The following is a 21,082-nucleotide window of genomic DNA, read 5'->3' on the forward strand; positions in this document are numbered from 1 at the left end:
CCTAGGCGCGCGGGCCGCCCCCACCCGCACCGCCGCCGTCTGCCTGTCGGTGGTGCTGTCCGCGGCCGCGGTGAGCGTGGCCGGTCCGATCGCTTTCGTGTCCCTGACCGCGCCGCAGATAGCGCGTCGGCTCTCCGCCGCGCCGGGACCCAACATGGTGCTGTCGGCCCTGGTCGGGGCCCTGCTGCTGGTGACGGCGGACCTGGCCGTCCAGCAGTCCCCGGTCGGCGACGGGCTGCCGGTCGGCGTCTTCACCATGGGGATCGGCGGCGTCTACCTGGGCTATCTGCTGGTTCGTGAATGGCGAAAGGGTGTGCTGTGAGTCTGGTGCTGTCCGCGGAGGGCCTGACCCTGGGGTACGGGGCCGAACCGGTCGTGCGCGACCTCGACCTGGGGGTGGCCGAGGGCGAGTTCACCGTCATCGTCGGCCCCAACGGCTGCGGCAAGTCCACGCTGCTCAAGGCCCTGGGGCGGGTGAACAGGCCGATCTCGGGGCGGGTGCTGCTGCACGGCAGGGACGTGCGGGGCCAGCGGGCCAAGGCGGTCGCGCGCCAGATGGCGCTGCTGCCGCAGAGCCCGACCGCCCCCGAGGGCATCACCGTGCGGGCCCTGGCCGCCCGGGGCCGCTTCCCGCATCACACGCTGGTGCGCCAGTGGAGCCCCCAGGACGAGACGGCGATCGGGCGCGCGCTGGAGATGACCGGGCTGGCCGACCTGGCCGACACCCAGGTGGGCTCGCTCTCGGGCGGCCAGCGCCAGCGCGCCTGGGTGGCGATGGTCCTGGCGCAGGACACCGGTGTCCTCCTGCTGGACGAGCCCACCACCTACCTGGACATCGCCCACCAGTACGACCTGATGGAGCTGTTCGCCGACCTGCACCGCCGGGGGCGCACGGTGGTCGCGGTCCTGCACGACCTGGCCCAGGCCGCCCGGTTCGCCACCCGCCTGGTGCTGATGGAGTCGGGCAGGGTGGTCGCCGACGGCCCTCCGGAGGAGGTCGTGACCGCCCGTCTGGTGGAGGAGGTGTTCGGGCTGCCCTGCGACGTGGTGCCCGACCCGCGCACCCGCACACCGCTGGTCATCCCGCACGAGAGGGGGTGCCGCGCCGGAGGCGTCGGTTGAGGGTGTCCCGCCCTCCGCGAAGCGGCTCCCGGGCGGTGGCGGGCGACGGGCGGGCCCGCCCCCTCAACCCCGCCGGGCCTTGTACTCCTCCCAGGAGGAGAGCAGGGTGTCGTGGTAGTCGTCCAGCCAGGTCATGTAGTCGTGCATGTTGCGCAGCCGGGTGCGCGCGGGCGGGCTCAGGCCGGGCAGGCGCTCCAGGGCCGATGCCGCGAGCTCCCTCTGCCGCCGCAGGTAGGAGCGCTCGTTGCGCAGGAACCCGCCCCAGACGTCCTCGTCCATGGCGACCAGCCGCGAGCGGCGCCCGGGGGAGGCGACCAGTTCCACGAAGCCCATCTCGCGCAGGCGGCGCACCGACTGCGACACCGAACCCCGGCTGACCCGGGCGCCGTCGGCGATCTCCTCGGCGCTCACGGCCTCGCGGTCGGCGACGAGCAGGTAGCCCACGATGCGGCCCTCGGCGCGGGGGCGGCCCTGCGACTGCCAGTACTCGGAGAAGCGCCCGACGAAGTCGTCGCGGAACTGCGTGTCCTCGTCCGTCTGCGCGCTCTCCGCCATGGGGGCCACGATAGCGCCTGAGACGGGGCGTTCCGGGCCCGCCCGAGGGCTTGGACCGCACCCCTCCGCCCCGCCCGGCGCCGGGCGGGGCGTTCGCGGTTCAGGTGCGGCGCAGGGACTCCAGCATGCGCGACAGCGCCGCCCACACCTGCTCCAGGTCCCCGGGGTCGTCGCTGTCGGCCAGCCACAGCGCGGCCTCGTTCATCGCCCCCGAGAGCAGGTGGGCCACGGGCGCGACCGGCCGCGGCTCCAGGACGCCCGCCTCGACCAGCGCGGAGAGCGCCTCGGCCAAGTGACGGGCCGACGCGGCCTCGTCCAGGGCGCGCCAGGCGCTCCAGCCCAGGACGGCGGGCCCGTCCACCAGCATGATCCGTCGCACGTCCGGCGCTGTGCTGGCGGTGAGGAAGGCCCGGCACCCGGAGGTCAGCCGGTCCCACGGGTCGGGGTGCGCGTCCGCCGCCCGCGCCACGGCGTCGCCGACCTCGGACTGCACCTCCTCCAGGACCGCGCGGAACAGGTCCGGCTTGCCCTCGAAGTGGTGGTACAGGGCGCCCTTGGTGACCGCGGAGTCCGCCACGATCCGGGCCAGCCCCACCCCGCCGTACCCGTACGCGGTGAACAGCCTGCGGGCCTCGCGCAGCAGGACCCGCCTGGTGCGCTCCCGCTGCCGGGCGCGGCTTCCCGGTTCCGCGGCCATGTCCGGACCCCCTCCTTGTTGACATACCGAAGGTATGCCAATAGCGTACCTTCACATACCGAAGGTACGTGAAAGGTGGGGCCATGCGGCTCAACAGCTTCTACCCGGTGGTCGGGACGCCCCGGCTGGCCGAGTCCCGGGACTTCTACGTCGGCCTGTTCGGCTTCGAGGAGACCTTCGCCGCCGACTGGTACGTGAGTCTGCGCAGGCCCGGCCCGCCCGAGTACGAGCTGGCCCTGCTCGACCCCGGGCACCCCACCGTGCCCGAGGGCTACCGCAGGCCCGTCCAGGGTCTGCTGCTCAACTTCGAGGTGGAGGACGTGGACGCCGAGTGGGAGCGCCTGGTGGTGCGCGGCGGCCTGCGTCCCGAGCTGGGGATCCGCACCGAGGACTTCGGCCAGCGGCACTTCATCGTCGCCGACCCCGGCGGGGTCCTGGTCGACGTCATCACACCCGTCGCGCCCTCGGAGGAGTACGGGGACAACTTCGTGCGGGGCTGAGGGCCGCCCCGCCCCGCGCGCCCGGTACGGTCGGCGTGACAGAGGAGGGGCGAAGGCTGTGGCGATGACGCTGGAACAGGCCTCGTGCCTGGCGGAGGAGGCCCACGCCGGGCAGGTCGACCGGGCCGGCCGGCCCTACGCCGAGCACGTGTTCGCGGTGCGCGACCTGCTCGCCGGGCACGGGGAACGCGCCCAGGCGGCCGGGGTGCTGCACGACGTGCTGGAGGACACCCCGCTCACCGCCGACGACCTGCGCGCCAGGGGCTGTCCGGAGGAGGTCGTGCGCGCGGTGGAGTCGGTGACCCGGCGCGCGGGCGAGCCCTACGAGGAGATGGTGCGCCGCGCCGCCGCCGACCCGCTGGGCAGACTGGTCAAGCTCGCCGACAACGCCCACAACTCCGACGAGCGCCGCCTGGGCCTGCTGCCCGCCGAGCAGGCGCGGAGGCTGCGCGCCAAGTACGCCCGCGCCCGGCGGATCCTGGAGGAGGGCACGGAGGAGGACCAGCTCTCCGGGACGGCGCTCCCGCGCGCCACGCTCCTGGTCCTCTACACCGACCGCGTCGAGGAGTGCCGCGCCTTCTACGCCGGGCTCGGTCTGCGCTTCGTCCGCGAGCGGCACGGTTCGGGGCCCGAGCACCACGCGGCCGAGCTGGCCGACGGCATGGTCGTCGAGATCTACCCGGCCGCCGCCGAGCGCTCCACGGGCGCGGTGCGCCTCGGGTTCACCGTGCACGGGCACCGCGCCGTCCCGCCCCTGGAACCGGGCCGCCGCGTGCTCACCGACCCCGAGGGGCGCAAGGTCGACCTGCGAGTGGTGTGACCAGTGGCACGCGTGTGCGTGGCGTCGGGTACCAGCCGGTCGGTATGCTGTCCCAGCCGGTATTTCCGGGACTGACGGGGCACGAGGTGGGGCAGCACATGGCGCGAGGACAGCAGACGGCCGAGGCCGACACACCGACCAGGTCGGTGCCCGAGCGCCTCCTGGGGGCGGCGACGCGCCTGTTCGCCTCCAACGGCTACGAGGGCACCTCCGTGCAGGAGGTCGTGGCCGCTGCGGGCGTCACCAAGGGCGCCATGTACCACTACTTCGGCTCCAAGGACGACCTGCTCTACGAGGTCTACGCGCGCGTGCTGCGCATGCAGACCGAACACCTGGTGCGGATCGCCTCCCGGGACGAGCCGGTGGCCGACCGCGTGCACGCCGCCGCGGCCGACGTCATCGTCACCAGCGTCGCCAACCTCGACGACACCGTCATCTTCTTCCGCTCCATGCACCAGCTGAGCGAGGACAAGCAGCGCGCCGTGCGCGCCGAGCGCCGCCGCTACCACGAGATCTTCCGGGACATGGTCGCCCAGGGGCAGGACGAGGGGGTCTTCCGCACCGACGTCTCCGCCGACCTGGTGGTGAACTACTTCTTCGGCTCGGTGCACCACCTGAGCACCTGGTACCACCCGGGCGGAGCGCTCAGCGGCGAGGACGTGGGGCGCCACTTCGCCGACCTGCTCGTGGCGGGGCTGCGCCCCGGGGCCTGAGTGCGGTGACCCGACCGCGAGGGGGCCGGACGCGTAGCCCGCGTCCGGCCCCCTCGCACGCTCCCGGTGCGGAGCCCCGGAGAGAGGCGTTACCGGCGGTACTTGCGCAGCTCCGCGCGGCCCAGCGAGCGCAGGTGCACCTCGTCGGGCCCGTCGGCCAGCCGCAGCGACCGCACCCCGGCCAGCCATCCGGCCAGGGGCAGGTCCTGGCTGACTCCGGCCGCGCCGTGCGCCTGGATCGCCTTGTCCAGGATCCACTCCACCGTGCGCGGGGTGGCGATCTTGATCGCCTGGATCTCGGTGTGCGCGCCCCTGTTGCCCACCGTGTCCATCAGGTAGGCGGTCTTGAGCACCAGCAGCCGCAGCTGCTCGATGGCCACGCGCGCCTCGGCGATCCACTCGCGGACCACGCCCTGGTCGGCCAGCGGCCGCCCGAAGGCCACGCGGTCCAGCACCCGGCGGCAGGTGAGCTCCAGGGCCCGCTCGGCCATGCCGATGCCGCGCATGCAGTGGTGGATGCGGCCCGGCCCCAGCCGGGCCTGGGCGATGGCGAACCCCTCGCCCTCGTCGCCGACGAGGTTCGAGACGGGCACCCGCACGTCCTCGAACACCACCTCGGCGTGGCCGCCGTGGTCGCTGTCGTCGTAGCCGTACACCGTCATGCCCCGCCTGACCGTCAGCCCGGGGGTGTCGCGTGGCACCAGCACCATGCTCTGCTGCTTGTGCCGCTCGGCGTCGGGGTCGGTCTTGCCCATCACGATGAACACGGCGCACTCGGGGTTGAGGGCCCCGGTGATGTACCACTTGTGCCCGTTGACCACGTACTCGTCACCGTCGCGGACGATGCTGGTGGTGATGTTGGTGGCGTCGGAGGAGGCCACCGCGGGCTCGGTCATCGCGAACGCCGACCGGATCCGGGCGTCGAGCAGGGGCTCCAACCAACGCTCGCGCTGCTCCGGGGTGCCGAACATCGTCAGCACCTCCATGTTCCCGGTGTCGGGTGCGGCGCAGTTGAGCGCGATCGGGGCCAGACGCGGACTGCGCCCGGTGATCTCCGCCAGCGGCGCGTACCGCAGGTTGGGCAGGCCGCCGTGCTCGGGGTGGCCCGCCAGGAACAGGTTCCACAGCCCGCGCTCGCGCGCCTCGGCCTGGAGTTCGCGCACCACCGGCGCGGTCGACCAGTGGTCCCCGCGCGCGGCCAGCTGCTCCGCCAGCACCGCCTCGGCCGGGTAGACGCGCTCGTCCATGAAGGCGAGCAGCCGCTCGCGCAGCTCCTCGGTCTCCTCGTCGTGGGCGAAGTCCATATCAGTCCTCCTTGAGCATGGTGTGTGCGCGCGCGACCAGGGGGGCGACCATCTCGCCGACCCGGTCGAAGCCCGACCCGACGGTCAGCCCCTGGCTGTGGCGGAAGTGGATGCCCTCGGCGATCACCGCGAGCTTGAAGCAGCCCAGGGCCACGTACCAGCCCAGCCGGGACACGTCGCGGCCGGTCGCGGCGGCGTACATGCCCACCAGCTCCTCGGGGGAGGGGTAGCCCTCGGCGGAGGTGGCGGGCGCGGCGCCCACGCCCACGGGCTGCGCCTGGTAGACGAGCATCAGGCCCAGGTCCACGAGCGGGTCGCCGAGCGTGGCCATCTCCCAGTCCAGGACCGCGTTGATGCGGCCCTCGGAGGTGACCAGCACGTTGTCCAGGCGGTAGTCGCCGTGCACGATCGCGGGCGCCGACTGCTCGGGCAGTGTCGCGGCGAGCCTCCCGTGCAGCTCGTCGATGCCGGGGATGTCCCGGTTGCGGGAGGCCTCCAGCTGCTTGCCCCAGCGGCGCACCTGGCGCTCCAGGAACCCCTGCGGGCGGCCGAAGTCGCCCAGCCCCACCTCCTCGGGCGCCACCGCGTGCAGCTCGCCCAGGGTGGCGATCAGCGCCTCGGCGACGCCGCGGACGGCCCCGGCGCCCAGCGGGGCGATCTCGTCGCGGGTGCGGAAGGGGGTGCCCGCCACGTGCTCCATGACGTAGAACGGCGCGCCCAGCACCCCGGTGTCCTCGCACAGCACGTGTGTGCGGGGTACGGGCACGGCGGTGTCGCGCAGCGCGCTCATCACCCGGTACTCACGGGGCATGTCGTGCGCGGTGGCCAGCACGTGGCCCAGCGGCGGGCGGCGCACCACCCAGCTGCCGGTGCCGTCGGTGACCACGTAGGTCAGGTTGGACTTGCCGCCCGCGACCACCCGGCCCTCCAGCGGGCCCGCGACCAGGCCGGGCGCGGCCGCGTCCAGGTGGGCGCGCAGGCTGGTGAGGTCCAGGCCCGGGAGCTCGTCCGTGTGCTCGCCGTTCACGCCTGCCCCTCGAAGACCCTGGCCTGGAGACGGCGCATCCCCGAGAGCCAGCGGTCGGTGTCGTCGGCCCGGGCCGCGTAGTGGTCGGCGACCTGGGGGTGCGGCAGGATCAGGAAGCGCCCGTCGGCGAGGCCGACCATCACCGCGTCGGCGACCTCCTCGGGGGTGATCGCCTCCGGGGACAGGATGGCCCTGCCGGTGTCGCCGCTGCTCTCCAGCAGGTTGGTGCGCACGCCCATCGGGCACACGCACTGCACGGTGATCCCGCGGTCGCCGTAGGTGGCCGACATCCACTCGCCGAAGGCCAGCGCGGCGTGCTTGGTCACCGAGTACGGCGCGCTGCCCAGCATCGTGAGCAGGCCCGCCGCCGACACGGTGGTCAGGAAGCGGCCCTGCCCGCGCTCCAGCCAGCCGGGCAGCAGCTCGCGGGCGGCGCGCACGTGGGCCATCACGTTGACCTGCCAGGCCAGGTCCCAGTCGGCCTCGGGGGCCTCGGGACCGCCGCCCACGCCCACGCCCGCGTTGGCCACGTACAGGTCGATGCCGCCCAGGTGCGCGCCGGCCTCGGCCACGAGCGCGGTGACGCCCGCCTCGCCGGCGGCGTCGCCGGGGACGGCCACCCCGCCGATCTCGGCGGCCACGGCCTCGGCCGCGCCCGCGTCCAGGTCGTTGACCACCACGCGCGCCCCGGCTCCGGCGAGCCTGCGCGCGATCGCGGCGCCGATGCCGTTGCCCGCGCCGGTGACCACGGCTCCGGTGTCGTTCAGCTCCATGTCACACACCTCCGGTGAGGGTCACGCCGCCGTCGAGGACGAGGGTGCGGCCGGTGATCCAGGAGGCGTCGTCGGAGAGCAGGAAGGCCACCGCGCCCGCCACGTCGCCGGGTTCGCCCAGGCGTCCCAGGGGGTACTGGGCGGCGACCTTCTCCTCGCGGCCCTCGTAGAGGGCGGCGGCGAACCTGGTCTTGACCACGGCCGGGGCGACGCCGTTCACGCGGACCCCCGGGCCCAGCTCGACGGCCAGTTCCTCGGTGACGTGGATGAGCGTCGCCTTGGTGGCGCCGTAGAAGCCGATGCCGGGGGCGGGCTTGGTCCCGGCCACGGAGGAGACGTTGACGACGGCGCCGCCGTGCTCGGCCATCCAGGCGTGGTAGGCCTTCTGCGTCCACGAGATCGCGGACAGCACGTTGACCTCGAAGATCTTGCGGGCCGCGTCCAGGTCGAGGTCGACCATCCGCCCGTAGACCGGGTTGATGCCGGTGTTGTTGACGAACATGTCGACGCTGCCGAAGGCCTCCAGGGTGGCGGCCACGGCCGCGTCCTGGTGCTCGGGGTCGTCGGCCCGGCCGGGAACCCCGATGGCGTGCTCGGGTCCGCCCAGGGCCTTGACGGCCTCCTCAAGGGGCTCGGGCTTGCGCGCCGTGACGCACACGCGCGCGCCCTCGTCGACGAGCCGCTGGGCGATGGCCAGGCCGATGCCCCGGCTCGCACCGGTGACGATGGCGGTCCGCCCGCCGAACCGGGATGTCATTCCGTTCTCCTTAGACCGACTGGTCGGTATGCCATGGCGACTCTATGTCGGGGGAGGCGCGTGCCGCAAGGGGCGAAGGGGGCGCCGAGGCGCGACAATGGCGTCGCGGGCCGACGACGTCCCCCCGCGGACCGGAAAGTGAGGGCTTCCATGACGACCGAAGTGGTCGACGTACGGGAACGGAAACGCTACGAGATCAGGGACGAGGGGGAGGTGGCCGGATTCGCCGAGTACATCCTCACCGACGAGCTGGTGACCTTCACCCACACCGAGATCGACCCCGCCTACGAGGGGCGCGGCCTGGGCGGAACTCTGGTCAGGGAGGCCCTGGACGACGTGCGTCCGCGGGGCCTGGCGGTGCTGCCCCTGTGCCCCTTCGTCAAGGGGTGGATCCAGCGCCACCCCGACTACGCCGACCTGGTCTACCGCGCCTCCGGCGAGTAGGGCCGCCCGCGCGGAGCTCCCCCCGGGGGGGTCTCGCGGAGAGGCCGCGGCGCCTGCCGTGGCGGACCGGCGGGGGCGCGGTGGGCGCCGCGCCGGTCCGCATGGGGACCGCTTGAATCCGACACGTCGGACATTTAGTGATCTACAAGGTAAAGATGGCGCTTCTCTACACAGTGGTGTCGAGGGTGAGTTTGCCGATGGTTCCCCGGGAGCGCAGCGCCTCGTGCGCCCGCGCGGCCTCCCCCAGGGGATAGGCGCCGCCCAGGACGGGCCTCAGGTGTCCCTCGGCCACCAGGGTGAACAGCTCGGCCATCGCCCGGCTCATCACGTCGCCCGGCAGCGTCCACACGTGCGGCAGCCACATGCCGCTCACGCTGGTGGAGAAGCGCATGAGGTTGGCGGGCTGCACCGGGCCGGGCAGCTCACGCGAGGCCATTCCGTAGAAGGCCAGGCGCCCGAACGGGGCCAGCGCCCGCACACTCTGGTCGGTGACCCGGCCGCCCACCATGTCCAGGACGGCGTCCACGCGCCGACCGCCGTTGGCCTCGATCAGCGCCTCGGTCATGTCGGGAGCGGCGGAGTCCACGACGGCGTCCGCGCCCAGTTCGGTGGCCAGCGCGCGCTTGTCCTCGCTGCTGGCCACCGCGACGACCCGTCCGGCGCCGAACCGCTTGGCCAGTTGGACGGCGAGCGTGCCCACGCCGCCGGCCGCCGCGTGCACCACGACCGACTCTCCCGGGTCCATCCGCACGGACCTGCGCAGCAGCACCCAGGCGGTGGCGCCCTGCACGATCAGGGCGAGCGCGTCCTCGTCCGAGACCCCGTCGGGGATGTCGAAGGCCATGCCGGAGGCGGCGGTGGCCTTCTCGGCGTAGCCGCCGCTGGTGGTCAGGGCGACCACGCGGCGGCCGTCGGGCGTGCGTCCGGCGATCTCCATGCCCGGGACCAGCGGAAGCGTGGCGGGGGCCAGGTAGCTGTTCTCGGCCTGGTGGGTGTCGGCGAAGTTGACCCCGGCGCGGGTGACGCCGACGAGGACCTCGCCGGGCCCCGCCTCGGGATCGGGCAGTTCGGTGAGGTTCAGGACCTCGGGTCCGCCGAACTCGGTGATCTGGATGGCGCGCATGGGCGACCTCTCCTTCGTCTGTTCATACCGACCAGATGGTATGTTACCGGTCGGTTGGGCTCCGGTGTCCGCGTTGTCCCGGCTGTTCGGGCGGGTGTCGCGGGCGGGGGTGCCGTCGTGCGGCCGCCACCGGGGTCTTGCGCCCGTCTGCCTAACGTTGTTAGGTGTGGGGTGCCGCGCACCGATGGGGAGGACGCACGTGGACGCCGAGTACACAGTGACGACAGCAGCCGGACGGGTCCGGGGCACCGCCTCGCCGCGCTCCGAGAGCGGCGGGGTCGCCGTCTACCGGGGCGTGCCCTACGCCGCCGCGCCCTTCCGGGAAGAGCGCTTCGCCGCCCCCGCGCCCCCGGCCCCCTGGGACGGCGTCCGCGACTGCACCTCCTTCGGCCCGCCGCCCCCGCAGGGAAACCAGATCCTGGGCGCGGCGCCCTGGACCCCGCGGACCTCCCTGGACTGCCTGTCGCTCAACGTGTGGACCGCCGCCCGCGAGGGCGACCGCGCCCCCGTGCTCGTGTGGATCCACGGGGGCGCCTACATCGTCGGAGCGGCCTCCGAGGTCACCTACGACGGCACCCGGCTCGCCGAGAGCGGCCTGGTCGTGGTGGGGGTCAACTACCGGCTGGGCTTCGAGGGTTTCGGCCACGTACCCGGACGCCCCGACAACCGCGGCCTGCTCGACCAGGCCGCCGCCCTGCGGTGGGTGCGGGAGAACGTCTCCGCCTTCGGGGGAGACCCCGACAACGTGACGGTGGCGGGGGAGTCCGCCGGTGCCGGATCGGTCGCGTGCCTGATGGCCTCTCCGCGGGCCAGCGGGCTCTTCCGGCGCGCGATCGCGCACAGCGTTCCGGGGGACATGCTCACCGTGGGCACCGCGCGGCTGGTCTCGGAGCGGATCGCCGCGGCCGCGGGTGTGCCGCCGGAGGCCGACGCCCTGGCGGCGCTGGCGCCGGAGAAGCTGCTGGAGGCCACCGACGCGGTGCTCGCCTCCGCCCCGGCCAGAGGTTCGGGGGGCGTGCGCACCAGGCCCTTCACCTGCTTCGCGCCCGTGGTCGGCGGGCCCGAACTGCCCGAGGCCCCGCTGGAGGCGGTCGCGCGCGGCGCCGCCTCGGGGGTGGACCTGCTGGTCGGCCACAACGCCCACGAGTACCGGCTGTTCACCGAGCTGGGGCAGAGCGTGGAGATCGACGACGAGTCCTCCCTGGCGGTGACCGCCTCCCGTCTGGGGCTGGGGGAGGGCGCGGTGGCCGCCTACCGGTCCGTGCACCCCGGGGCCACGCTGCGCGAGCTGTTCGCCGCGATCCAGGGCGACGCGCTGTTCTGCGAGTACACGGTGCGCTTCGCCGAGGCGCACGCCGCGGCCGGGGGCCGCGCCCACTTCTTCAGGCTGACCGCGGAGAGCCCCGCCATGGAGGGGCGCCTGGGGGCCTGCCACGCCTTCGACCTGCCGTTCGCGTTCGGCAACCTGGACACCGACTTCGGGCGGTTCCTGCTCGGCGGCGAGCCCACCGAGGCCCACCGGGCGCTGTCGGGGCGGATGGTCGCGGCCTGGCGCGACTTCGCCGCCACGGGGGACCCGGGCTGGCCCGCGGTGACGGCCGAGGCCACCGCGGTCAAGGTGTGGGACACCGACGACCTGCTGCACGCCAGTGACCCCTCGCCGGTGCGCGGGCTGTGGGCCGGGGTGGCCCTGGCTCCCCGGTAGGCGGGCCCTCCGGGGGCGGCAGGGCGTCACTCGGCCCAGGGCAGGGGAACGGACCGCTCCTGGCCCACGACGGTCGCCCGTCCCTCGGGCACCATGCACACCAGCGCCTCGCCGGGTTCGTCGGTGGTGCGCACCCTGCGGAGCGCCCCTGCGGGGATGTGGGCGGCCTGGCCGGAGGTCACGGACGCGTTCCGTCCGTCGACGCTGACCTCGAACCGCCCGGAGACGGGCATCCACACCTGGTCTCGGTCGATCACGTGCTCGGGGGAGGCCGATCCGGGATCCATGCGCACCCGCCAGGTGCTCAGCTGCCGGCTGCCCTGGCTGGGTCCGGCCAGGGCCGACATGGTCCCGGCGGGTGTCGTGGTGGTGCGGGCTTCGGTCTCGTCGATGATCCTCATGCGTTCCTGTCCTTCTCGTGCGGGTGGAGCGGGTCGACCGTCGGGTCCGCGCGCCCGGGGCGCGGGGGAGAGCCGGCGCGCGTCTGGCGGCGCCTTGTGAGTAAAGCTCCTTTACTCAGCGAGTAAAGCTGGTTTACTCAGGTGTGTCAAGATGGGGTCATGAACGACGATCCCCTGGAGCGCGCCGAGCTGACCTTCCTCCTGGGCATGGCCTTCCAACTGGTGCTGGGCGAGTTCGTGCGCGGAGTCGGCGCCGCGGGCTACCAGGAACTGCGGCCGGTCCACGGATTCGCGTTCCAGGTGCTCCGGCACGGCGGCGCGACCAGCACCGAGCTGGCCGAACGCCTGGGCGTCACCAAGCAGGCGGCCGGGCAGATCGTCGCCTACCTGGAGGAGCGCGGGTACGTGCGGCGCGTGGAGCACGCCGAGGGCGGGCGGCGCCGCCTGGTCGTCCTCACCGACCGGGCCCACGAGCACCTCGCCGTCGCGGGCCGGGTCCTGCACGCGTTGGAGGAGAGGGTCGGCGAGCGCCTCGGTACGGGTGGGCTCGCCCACCTGCGCGGCGAGCTCGCCGAACTCGTCCGGGGGCTGGCGGGGGAGGAGCTGCCTCCGCTGCGTCCCGTCTGGTGAGGCGGAGGGCGGGGCGGCGCCGCCCCGATTTGACCCGTAGCCGGTAAAGGTTCGCAAAACCCCCCGCCGTCTGACCGGGACCTGGGGAGGAGAGGGGCATTCTCACAGGTAGGAGTGGGTGGCGCCGGTGGCCGGGGCGCATCGGGTCCGCGGTGCGGGGGCGTGGCCGCCGGCTGGCACCACCCCGCCGGAGGTGCCCGATGACCACGAACGTCTTCGTCCTGGGGCTCGACGACCAGAACCGGGAGGTCCTGCGCTCGCTGCCCGCCGAACGCGGCTACCGCTTCCTCCAACTGCTCGACCTCGACGAGATCGGCCAGGACCGGCCGGTAGACCTGCCCGCGGTCCTGGCCCTGGCCGCCGGGAGGCTGGACTCCTTCGAGGCGGGGGTCGACGCGGTCATCGGGTTCTGGGACTTCCCGGTCAGCTCGCTGGTGCCGCTGCTGTGCCGGGACCGGGGGCTGTCGTGCGCGCCCCTGGAAGCCGTCGTCCGGTGCGAGCACAAGTACTGGAGCCGTCTGGAGCAGCGCGCCGTCATCCCCGAGGCCGTTCCCCGGTTCGCCGAGGTCGGCCTCGACGCCACGGTCAAACCGGAGGGGCTGTCCTACCCGCTGTGGGTCAAGCCGGTGAAGTCCTGCTCCTCCGAACTGGCCTTCCGGGCCGCCGACGACGCCGAGTTCCGTGCGGCGATGGACCGGATCAGGGCGGGCGCCGGGCGCTTCGGCACGCCCTTCCAGTGGGTGATGGACCTGCTGAGACTGCCCCCGGAGGTCGCCGGGTGCGGCGGTACGGCCGCGCTGGCCGAGGAGGAGGCCACGGGCGACCAGCTCACCGTCGAGGGCTACGTCCGCCGGGGCGTTCCCCACGTCTACGGGATCGTCGACTCCCACCGCTATCCGGGCACGTCGAGCTTCCTGCGCTACGAGTACCCGTCCACGGTGTCCGAAGAGGTCGGCGCCCGCCTGACCGAGCTGTCCGAGCGCGTGGTCTCCCGGATCGGCCTGGACGACGTCACCTTCAACATCGAGTACTTCCACGACCCGCGGAGCGGCGACCTCCGGCTCCTGGAGATCAATCCGCGCCACTCCCAGTCGCACGCCAGGCTGTTCGAGCTCGTGCGGGGGGTGTCCAACCACGAGATCTGCCTGAGGGTCGCGCTGGGGGAGGAGCCCGAGCTGGAACGCGACGGGCGGTACGCGGTGGCCGCCAAGTGGTTCATACGCCGTTTCCGCGACGGCTTCGTCGCGGCGGTGCCCACCGCCGAGGACGTCGCGCGCGCGGAGAAGACGGCGCCGGGGACGAAGGTGGAGATCGTCGCGCGCCAGGGCCAGTGGCTCTCCGACCTGCCCCTCCAGGACAGCTACAGCTTCGAGCTGGCCCACGTGTTCGTGGGCGCCGGGGACAGAGCGGAGTGCGAGCGCAGGTACCGGGCCTGCGTGGCGGAGCTGCCCTTCACGATCCGTGACACCGACGACGAGGACCGACACGAGGGGATTTGGCGATGAGGACCGTCAGTGACCTGCCCCACGAGATCCTCGAGGACGAGTACGTCCTGATCCCGATCAGTGACGGGGTCCGGCTCGCCGCGCGGATCTGGCGTCCGGTGGGGAGCGAGGGGGCCCCGGTGCCGGCGGTCCTGGAGTTCATCCCGTACCGCAGGCGCGACCTGACCGCGCAGCGCGACTCGGTGCACCACCCCTACATGGCCGGGCACGGGTACGCGTGCGTCCGCGTGGACCTGCGCGGCAGCGGCGACTCCGAGGGGGTGCTCACCGACGAGTACCTGGAACGCGAGCTCGTGGACGCCGAGGAGGTGCTCGCCTGGCTCGCCGACCAGCCCTGGTGCGACGGCCGCACCGGCATGATGGGCATCTCCTGGGGCGGGTTCAACGCCCTCCAGGTCGCCGCGCGGCGGCCGCAGAGCCTGCGGGCGATCGTGACGGCCTGCTCCACCGACGACCGCTACTCCGACGACGTGCACTACATGGGCGGGTGCCTGCTGGGGGACAACCTGTCCTGGGCCTCCACGATGTTCGCCTACAACTCCTGCCCGCCCGATCCGGCCCTGGTCGGTGAACGCTGGCGCGACATGTGGCACGAGCGGCTGGAGCGCAGCGGCCTGTGGCTCGACACCTGGCTGCGCCACCAGCACCGGGACGCGTACTGGAGGCACGGTTCGGTGATCGAGGACCTGGGCGCGATCCAGGTGCCCGTCATGGCCGTCAGCGGCTGGGCGGACGGCTACTCCAACTCGGTCTTCCGGTTGCTGGCGGGTCTGGGGGTTCCCTGCCTCGGGCTGCTGGGCCCCTGGTCGCACAAGTACCCGCACCTGGGCCAGCCCGGCCCCGCCATCGGCTTCCTCCAGGAGATGGTGCGCTGGTGGGACCGCTGGCTCAAGGGCGTCGACAACGACGTGATGGACGCACCCGCCCTGCGGGCCTGGATGCAGGAGAGCGTGATCCCCTCCACCGCCTACGAGGACCGGCCCGGGCGCTGGGTCGGTGAGCGGGAGTGGCCGTCACCGAACATCGTGTTCGAGTCACGCTCGCTGGGGGCCGGCCGGGTGCTCGGAGAGGGGGAACGGGAGAGGAGGGAGGACGCCCTGACCCTGTCCTCTCCGCTGTCCACGGGACAGCACGCGGGCAAGTGGTGCTCCTACAACGCCCCTCCGGACCTGCCCTACGACCAGCGCGAGGACGACGGCGGCTCCATCGTCTTCGACAGCGTGCCGCTCCCCGAACGGTTGGAGATCCTCGGCTCCGCGGTGGTCGAACTCGAACTCGCCGTGGACCGGCCCGACGCGATGGTCGCGGTACGGCTGAGCGACGTCACGCCCAAGGGGCAGGCCACGCGGGTGACCTACGGGCTGCTGAACCTCACCCACGCCAGCGGTCACGAGAAGCCGCAGAGGCTGGTGCCGGGGCGCAGGTACCGCGTCTCGGTCCCCCTCAACGGTGTGGCGCAGGCCTTCCCGGCCGGGCACCGGGTGCGGATCTCGGTCTCCACCTCCTACTGGCCGCTCGTGTGGCCCTCTCCCGAACCGGTGACCCTCTCCGTGTTCCAGGGCGAGCACACCCGCGTCCACCTTCCGGTACGCCCCGCCGAAAGCGGGGGCGACGGGCGCGAGGTGGCGCCCTTCGGCGAACCCGAGGGCACCGCTCCCGTCACGACGAGCCGGATCGAGGCGGGCGAGGAACGGTGGGACCTGAACCAGGACCTCGTGAACTACGAGTCCTCGCTGAACGTGGTCAAGGACCTGGGGACGGTGCGCTTCGACGACATCGACCTGGAGGTGACCCGTCGCGCGCAGGAGTGCTACAGCCGGGTCGGCGACGACCACGACTCGGTCCGGGGCGAGGCGGTGTGGACGATGGGTTTCGCACGCGGCGACTGGTCCGTGCGGACCAGGACCCACACGGTGCTCACGTCCACGGCGACCGACTTCCACCTGCACGCGACGCTCGACGCCTACGAGGGCACGAGGCGCGTGGCCACGAAGATCTACACCTCGGTGATCCCGCGGGACTGCGTCTGAGCCGGGCGGGGACCGGCCGGGGATGACCGGTCTCCGTCGCCGGACGCCCGAGGAGGGGCCGGTGCCCGTGTCGTGACCGGGCGGCGGGAACGCTGTTCCCACGGGCCCGTGCTGTGCGACCCCCTGGGACCGCCCGGCGGTGACCGGGGCCCGGCGGTGCGTCACCGCCGGGCCCCGGGTCCGGGGGCTACTTGCCCAGGCCGGCGCGGCGCAGCGCCTCGGCCATCGCGCCCTGCGGGGCGGCGCCCTCGCGGCTGTCCCGGCCGCGTCCGCCACCACCGCCGCTGCCGTTGCTCCGACGGCCGCCGCCACCGCCGCCGCTGCCCCGGCGGCGGTCGCTGCCGCCGCGGTCGCCGTTGCCGCCGCGCTCCTCGCGGCCGCCCCGGCCGCCGCGGGCGGGGGCCTCGTCGTCCAGGCGCATGGTCAGGGAGATGCGCTTGCGCGGGATGTCGACGTCCTGGACCTTGACCTTCACGATGTCGCCCGGCTTGACCACGTCGCGGGGGTCCTCCACGAACTTGTACGACAGCGCCGACACGTGCACAAGGCCGTCCTGGTGCACGCCCACGTCCACGAACGCGCCGAAAGCCGCCACGTTGGTGACCACGCCCTCCAGGAGCATGCCCGGGGTCAGGTCCTGGAGCTTCTCCACGCCCTCCTTGAAGGTGGCGGTGGTGAAGGCCGGGCGCGGGTCACGGCCGGGCTTGTCCAGCTCGGCGAGGATGTCGGTGACCGTGGGCAGGCCGAAGGTGTCGTCCACGAACTCCTGGGGGCGCACCCGCGACAGCAGGTCCTTGTTGCCGATCAGCGACGGCAGGTCGGTCCCCACCCGGTCCAGGATGCGCCGCACCACCGGGTAGGCCTCCGGGTGCACCGCCGAGGCGTCCAGCGGGTCGTCGCCGCCGGGCACGCGCAGGAAGCCCGCGCACTGTTCGAAGGCCTTGGGGCCCAGGCGCGGCACCGAGCGCAGCGCCTCGCGGGTGCGGAAGGGGCCGTTGGCGTCGCGGTGCGCGACGATGTTGCGCGCCAGGGTGGAGGTCACGCCCGACACCCGGGTCAGCAGCGGCACCGACGCGGTGTTGACGTCCACGCCCACGCCGTTCACGCAGTCCTCGACCACCGCGTCCAGGGAGCGCGACAGCTTGGTCTCGGCCAGGTCGTGCTGGTACTGGCCGACCCCGATCGACTTGGGGTCGATCTTGACCAGCTCGGCCAGCGGGTCCTGGAGGCGGCGGGCGATGGAGGCGGCGCCGCGCAGCGACACGTCCAGGTCCGGCAGTTCCTCGGAGGCGTAGGCCGAGGCCGAGTACACCGACGCGCCCGCCTCCGACACCATCACCTTGGTGAGCTTGAGCTCGGGGTGGAGCTTGATCAGGTCGGCGGCGAGCTTGTCGGTCTCGCGGGAGGCGGTGCCGTTGCCGATCGCGACCAGTTCCACGCCGTGGGCGGCGCACAGCCTGGCCAGGCTGTGGATGGCGCCGTCCCAGTCGCGGCGGGGCGCGTGCGGGAACACCGTGTCGGTGGCCACGACCTTGCCGGTGGCGTCGGTGACCGCGACCTTGACACCGGTGCGCAGGCCCGGGTCCAGACCCAGGGTGGCGCGGCTGCCGGCGGGGGCCGCCAGCAGCAGGTCGCGAAGGTTGGCGGCGAACACGTTCACGCCGTCGTCCTCGGCCCGCTGCCACAGCCGCATGCGCACGTCGATGTCCAGCCGCACCAGGATGCGGGTGCGCCAGCCCCAGCGCACGGTGTCCTGGAGCCAGCGGTCGGCGGGGCGGCCGCGGTCCACGATCCCGAAGTGGTGGGCGATGGCGTTCTCGTAGGTGCTGCGGGGCGTGGTGCCGTCGGGGTTGTCGGCCGGGGCGTCCTCCGGCTCCAGGGTGAGGGTGAGGACCTCCTCCTTCTCGCCCCGGTACATGGCCAGCACGCGGTGGGAGGGCAGTTCGGTGAGCGGCTCGGAGAACGCGAAGTAGTCGGCGAACTTGGCGCCCGACTCCTCCTTGCCCTCGCGCACGGCCGAGCCCAGACGGCCCCTCTCCCACAGCCGCTCGCGCAGGACGCCGGTGAGGTCGGCGTCCTCGGCGAAGCGTTCCACCAGGATGGCGCGGGCCCCGTCCAGGGCGGCCTTGACGTCGGCCACCTCCTTCTCGGGGTCGACGTAGGCCGCGGCCGCCTCCTGGGGGTCCTGGGTGGGGTCGGCCAGCAGTCCCTCGGCCAGTGGTTCGAGCCCCGCCTCGCGGGCGATCTGGGCCTTGGTGCGCCGCTTGGGCTTGTAGGGGAGGTAGATGTCCTCCAGGCGGGCCTTGGAGTCGGCCGCGTGGATGCTGGCCTCCAGCGCCTCGTCCAGCTTGCCCTGGGAACGGATCGACTCCAGGATCGCGGTCCGGCGTTCGGCCAGCTCACGCAGGTAGCGCAGGCGCTCCTCCAGGGCGCGCAGCTGGGCGTCGTCCAGCGCGCCGGTGGCCTCCTTGCGGTAACGGGCGATGAAGGGCACGGTCGATCCGCTGTCAAGCAGGCCGACGGCGGCGGTGACCTGGTGCGCGCCCACTCCGAGTTCCTCGGCGATGCGCTGGTCGATCGTGGGTGTCACAGGCGTCGTCACTGGTTAAACGTCCACTCTCTGGCTGTTCGGTGCGGGGACATTCTGGTGGCGGGGAAGGACATTGTCATCCCGTTGGCCCCGTGTCCCAGGTTCGCGCACCGTGGCGGTGCTCTCGTACGCGCTCCCATGTCGGCTCCCGCGCGGGGAGCGGCGGACGCGGCGCGGGGCCTTCGGCGGGGCGGCTCCGCAAAGAACGGGGCGGAACGGTCCCCGCGCACGGGGCCGGTCTCTGCGGTCGGAGGCGGGGAAGGCGGTCGGAGACGGTCGGGGCGAGGGAGCCCGGGGGTGGCGGCGCCCGGGTTCCCCGCTTCCAGGAAAGCCGAAGGGGCCGGTCGGCGCCAGCCCCCGTCACCGCCTGTGGACAACCGCGCCGCGACCCCCGCCGGCGGGCACGGGAGGTGCCCGTGCCGGGTCAGCTGTCGGTCTCGTTGAGGTAGTCGGGGGCGTAGTACTCGTCGAGGGGGAGCGGGCCCCGGTAGCCCTGGCACATGCACTGGCGGTAGGTGGAGCTGGCCTGTCCGGTCCAGCGGCCGGGGATGACCACCTGGGTCTGGCACCTCTTGGTCTGCTGGTCGTGGAAGACCAGGTGGTGGCCGCATCCGCAGAGGGGCTGGGGGTTCTGCGGCGAACCCAGGGCCCTGGCCTGTTCCTGTCTGCGCTGCTGGTCGAGCGCCTCCCTCGTCTGGCGCTTGGTCAGCAGGCGGCCGAACAGGAACCCGCCGAGAGCGATCGTGGCTCCGAAGACCATGGAGACCGGATCCATCCGGCGACACCTCATTCCTTGAGCCGGAACCCGCCCCGGAGCCCGGGGCGTACGTCCTCCATTGTCGCTCATGACGGGCTTCCGGTGGCGGGGAGGTTCCTTTCCCGCGTTCCTGGCGGTATGTGACGGCGGTGCTCCAGAAAGTAATGCAGAGAAATGTTTGCACGTGGATCTTTGCAAAGAAAGCTTTGTCTTACGGTGGTGGCACCCCGAATCCAGGAGAACCTCCATGGCAACCGAACCCTCCGCCGCACCCCCGCGCACCGAACGCCTCGGCGGGGTCTTCCACCGCTTCTGGGCGGCCGGAACCCTCACCAACCTCGGCGACGGCATGCTCGCCACCGCCCTGCCGCTGATCGCCGCCACCCTCACCCACGACCCGCTCGCCGTCTCCGGGCTGGTGGTGGCGCGGTTCCTGCCCTGGCTGCTCGTCGCACCGTTCTCGGGCGTGCTGCTGGACCGGGTCGACCGCCTCCGCGCCATGACGGTCTCCAGTACGGTCGCCGCGATCGCCGTCACCGCCCTGGCCGTGCTGGTCGCCACCGGAGGCGCCACCCTCTGGGCCCTGTACGCCACGATCTTCGTGGTGATCTGCTGTGAGACGGTCACCGACCCCGTCACCCGGATCACCGTGTCGCGGATCGTGCCCGGCCGCCTGCTGGACCGCGCCAACAGCAGGCTGGAGGGCGGCCGCCTGGTCGCCCAGGACTGTGTGGCCACCCCCGTCGCCGGGGTGCTCTTCGCGGTCGCCGCCGCCCTGCCCGTGGCCGGGACGGCCCTGTCCTACGCCCTGTGCGCCGTGCTCGTGGTGACCGTCGCCCTCATGCTGCGGCGCGTTCCCGACCCGGCCGGGCCCACCGGCGCCACGGAGGGCGGTGAGGGCACGGAGTCCGGCCAGGGCGTACTGCGCTCCCTGCGGGAGGGCTTCGCCTACGTCTTCGGACAGCCGCCGACGCGGGGCCTGGCGTTCAACAACGCCGGAATGATGATCGGCAGCCAGATGGCCACCTCGGTGCTGGTCCTCTACGCCCAGGACGTGCTGGGCGTTCCCCCGGCCCTGTACGGGCTCTTCCTGGCGTCGATCGCGGTCGGAGGCGTCCTGGGGGCGGTGCTGGCCTCCCGGCTCGTCGCGGGCCTCGGCCGCAGGACGGCCATGATGGGCGGCTACCTGGGGATGGGGGCGTGCCTGTTGGCGGTGGGCCTGGCGCCCAACGCCTGGTCCGCCGCCCTCGCCTGGGGGCTGATGGGCCTGTGCCTGACGGTGGCCAACGTGTCCGGTTCCCTGTTCTTCCAGGCCGTGGTCCCCTCCCACGTGCGCGGTCGGGCGGCCGCCGCCTTCCGCATGGTCGGGTGGGGACTGTCCCCGGTCGGCGCGCTGCTGGGCGGTCTGCTGGGCCGGATCGACCTCGCCCTGCCCTTCCTGGTCGGCGGGCTGGTCATGGTGGTCACACCGCTGGTCTTCCGCGGGTCCGTCGCCGAGTGCGCGAGGCTGTCCGACGAGGCCGCCGCGTCCGCCGCCGACGACCGCTGACGAGCGCTGATCCCGCCGCACCTCAGGAGGGCGACACGTGTGCCAGCAGTGCCAAGAAAGCTTTGCAGCGAACTGTTTGC

21 protein-coding genes are annotated in these 21,082 nt (G+C 73.1%); 11 read left to right on the forward strand and 10 right to left on the reverse strand.

Translation table 11 applies throughout. The features are described from left to right. Positions 1–322 (forward strand): iron chelate uptake ABC transporter family permease subunit (locus HGB44_RS20870; protein WP_168444089.1); only part of this gene is annotated, 322 nt, incomplete at its 5' end. Continuing rightward, on the forward strand, positions 319–1,122 hold the full coding sequence (locus tag HGB44_RS20875) for an ABC transporter ATP-binding protein (protein WP_061082402.1): 804 nt from the start codon (positions 319–321) through the stop codon (positions 1,120–1,122). The genes HGB44_RS20870 and HGB44_RS20875, both read left to right, overlap by 4 nt. A gap of 63 nt (positions 1,123–1,185) precedes the next feature. On the opposite strand, the gene HGB44_RS20880 is transcribed toward HGB44_RS20875, so the two are convergent. Both HGB44_RS20880 and HGB44_RS20885 read right to left on the reverse strand, forming a co-directional pair. Continuing rightward, positions 1,186–1,677, reverse strand: a complete 492-nt coding sequence (locus tag HGB44_RS20880) for a GbsR/MarR family transcriptional regulator (protein WP_061082401.1) — start codon at positions 1,675–1,677, stop codon at positions 1,186–1,188. 100 nt (positions 1,678–1,777) lie between these two features. After that, complete coding sequence (locus tag HGB44_RS20885) at positions 1,778–2,374, reverse strand: TetR/AcrR family transcriptional regulator (protein ID WP_061082400.1); 597 nt, start codon at positions 2,372–2,374, stop codon at positions 1,778–1,780. An 83-nt stretch (positions 2,375–2,457) separates the two neighbouring features. Here HGB44_RS20885 and HGB44_RS20890 point away from each other — a divergent pair, with 83 nt between their 5' ends. The 3 genes from HGB44_RS20890 to HGB44_RS20900 all read left to right on the forward strand — a co-directional run bounded on the left by HGB44_RS20890 (position 2,458) and on the right by HGB44_RS20900 (position 4,407). Continuing rightward, entirely contained in the window at positions 2,458–2,874 is a 417-nt protein-coding gene (locus tag HGB44_RS20890; protein ID WP_061082399.1) for a VOC family protein, read from the forward strand. A 64-nt stretch (positions 2,875–2,938) separates the two neighbouring features. Then, on the forward strand, positions 2,939–3,694 hold the full coding sequence (locus HGB44_RS32865; protein ID WP_061082398.1) for an HD domain-containing protein: 756 nt from the start codon (positions 2,939–2,941) through the stop codon (positions 3,692–3,694). 98 nt (positions 3,695–3,792) lie between these two features. Next, a complete protein-coding gene (locus HGB44_RS20900; RefSeq protein WP_061082397.1) occupies positions 3,793–4,407 on the forward strand; it encodes a TetR/AcrR family transcriptional regulator in 615 nt (204 codons plus the stop codon). An 89-nt stretch (positions 4,408–4,496) separates the two neighbouring features. On the opposite strand, the gene HGB44_RS20905 is transcribed toward HGB44_RS20900, so the two are convergent. The 4 genes from HGB44_RS20905 to HGB44_RS20920 are packed head-to-tail and all read right to left on the reverse strand — an operon-like array spanning position 4,497 to position 8,268. Beyond that, positions 4,497–5,711 carry an acyl-CoA dehydrogenase family protein gene (locus tag HGB44_RS20905; RefSeq protein WP_061082396.1) on the reverse strand — a complete coding sequence of 405 codons (1,215 nt, stop codon included), beginning with the start codon at positions 5,709–5,711 and terminating at the stop codon, positions 4,497–4,499. A 1-nt stretch (position 5,712) separates the two neighbouring features. Next, the gene (locus tag HGB44_RS20910; RefSeq protein ID WP_061082395.1) at positions 5,713–6,738 is read right to left on the reverse strand and encodes a phosphotransferase family protein; all 1,026 of its coding nucleotides are present in this window, start codon (positions 6,736–6,738) and stop codon (positions 5,713–5,715) included. Then, a complete protein-coding gene (locus HGB44_RS20915) occupies positions 6,735–7,511 on the reverse strand; it encodes an SDR family oxidoreductase (protein WP_061082394.1) in 777 nt (258 codons plus the stop codon). The genes HGB44_RS20910 and HGB44_RS20915 overlap by 4 nt, the downstream gene beginning before the upstream one ends. A gap of 1 nt (position 7,512) precedes the next feature. Next, entirely contained in the window at positions 7,513–8,268 is a 756-nt protein-coding gene (locus tag HGB44_RS20920; RefSeq protein WP_061082393.1) for an SDR family oxidoreductase, read from the reverse strand. A 150-nt stretch (positions 8,269–8,418) separates the two neighbouring features. On the opposite strand from HGB44_RS20920, the gene HGB44_RS20925 reads away from it, so the two are divergent. Beyond that, entirely contained in the window at positions 8,419–8,712 is a 294-nt protein-coding gene (locus HGB44_RS20925) for a GNAT family N-acetyltransferase (protein WP_061082392.1), read from the forward strand. 166 nt (positions 8,713–8,878) lie between these two features. Here the strand turns inward: HGB44_RS20925 and HGB44_RS20930 are convergent, their stop codons facing one another. Continuing rightward, complete coding sequence (locus HGB44_RS20930) at positions 8,879–9,835, reverse strand: quinone oxidoreductase family protein (protein ID WP_061082391.1); 957 nt, start codon at positions 9,833–9,835, stop codon at positions 8,879–8,881. A gap of 199 nt (positions 9,836–10,034) precedes the next feature. On the opposite strand from HGB44_RS20930, the gene HGB44_RS20935 reads away from it, so the two are divergent. Further along, a complete protein-coding gene (locus HGB44_RS20935) occupies positions 10,035–11,540 on the forward strand; it encodes a carboxylesterase/lipase family protein (protein ID WP_061082390.1) in 1,506 nt (501 codons plus the stop codon). A gap of 26 nt (positions 11,541–11,566) precedes the next feature. Here the strand turns inward: HGB44_RS20935 and HGB44_RS20940 are convergent, their stop codons facing one another. Beyond that, positions 11,567–11,941, reverse strand: a complete 375-nt coding sequence (locus HGB44_RS20940; protein ID WP_061082389.1) for a cupin domain-containing protein — start codon at positions 11,939–11,941, stop codon at positions 11,567–11,569. 159 nt (positions 11,942–12,100) lie between these two features. Between HGB44_RS20940 and HGB44_RS20945 the strand changes: the two genes are divergently transcribed. The 3 genes from HGB44_RS20945 (at position 12,101) to HGB44_RS20955 (ending at position 16,106) form a co-directional block, all read left to right on the forward strand. Next, positions 12,101–12,571, forward strand: coding sequence for a MarR family winged helix-turn-helix transcriptional regulator (locus HGB44_RS20945; protein ID WP_061082388.1), 471 nt, complete (start codon positions 12,101–12,103; stop codon positions 12,569–12,571). Between the two features lie 200 nt (positions 12,572–12,771). After that, the gene (locus tag HGB44_RS20950; RefSeq protein WP_061082387.1) at positions 12,772–14,076 is read left to right on the forward strand and encodes an ATP-grasp domain-containing protein; all 1,305 of its coding nucleotides are present in this window, start codon (positions 12,772–12,774) and stop codon (positions 14,074–14,076) included. Continuing rightward, positions 14,073–16,106, forward strand: coding sequence for a CocE/NonD family hydrolase (locus HGB44_RS20955; protein WP_061082386.1), 2,034 nt, complete (start codon positions 14,073–14,075; stop codon positions 16,104–16,106). Before HGB44_RS20950 ends, HGB44_RS20955 begins: the two co-directional genes overlap by 4 nt. A gap of 187 nt (positions 16,107–16,293) precedes the next feature. Here HGB44_RS20955 and HGB44_RS20960 read toward each other — a convergent pair whose 3' ends face one another. Then, positions 16,294–18,696, reverse strand: coding sequence for a Tex family protein (locus HGB44_RS20960; protein WP_231972564.1), 2,403 nt, complete (start codon positions 18,694–18,696; stop codon positions 16,294–16,296). Between the two features lie 424 nt (positions 18,697–19,120). Continuing rightward, on the reverse strand, positions 19,121–19,471 hold the full coding sequence (locus tag HGB44_RS20965) for a hypothetical protein (protein ID WP_061082384.1): 351 nt from the start codon (positions 19,469–19,471) through the stop codon (positions 19,121–19,123). A gap of 229 nt (positions 19,472–19,700) precedes the next feature. On the opposite strand from HGB44_RS20965, the gene HGB44_RS20970 reads away from it, so the two are divergent. Next, positions 19,701–21,002, forward strand: a complete 1,302-nt coding sequence (locus tag HGB44_RS20970; RefSeq protein ID WP_061082383.1) for an MFS transporter — start codon at positions 19,701–19,703, stop codon at positions 21,000–21,002. Positions 21,003–21,082 lie beyond the last annotated feature (80 nt).

This window comes from Nocardiopsis alborubida (assembly GCF_012396365.1).
Classification (GTDB): domain Bacteria; phylum Actinomycetota; class Actinomycetes; order Streptosporangiales; family Streptosporangiaceae; genus Nocardiopsis; species Nocardiopsis alborubida.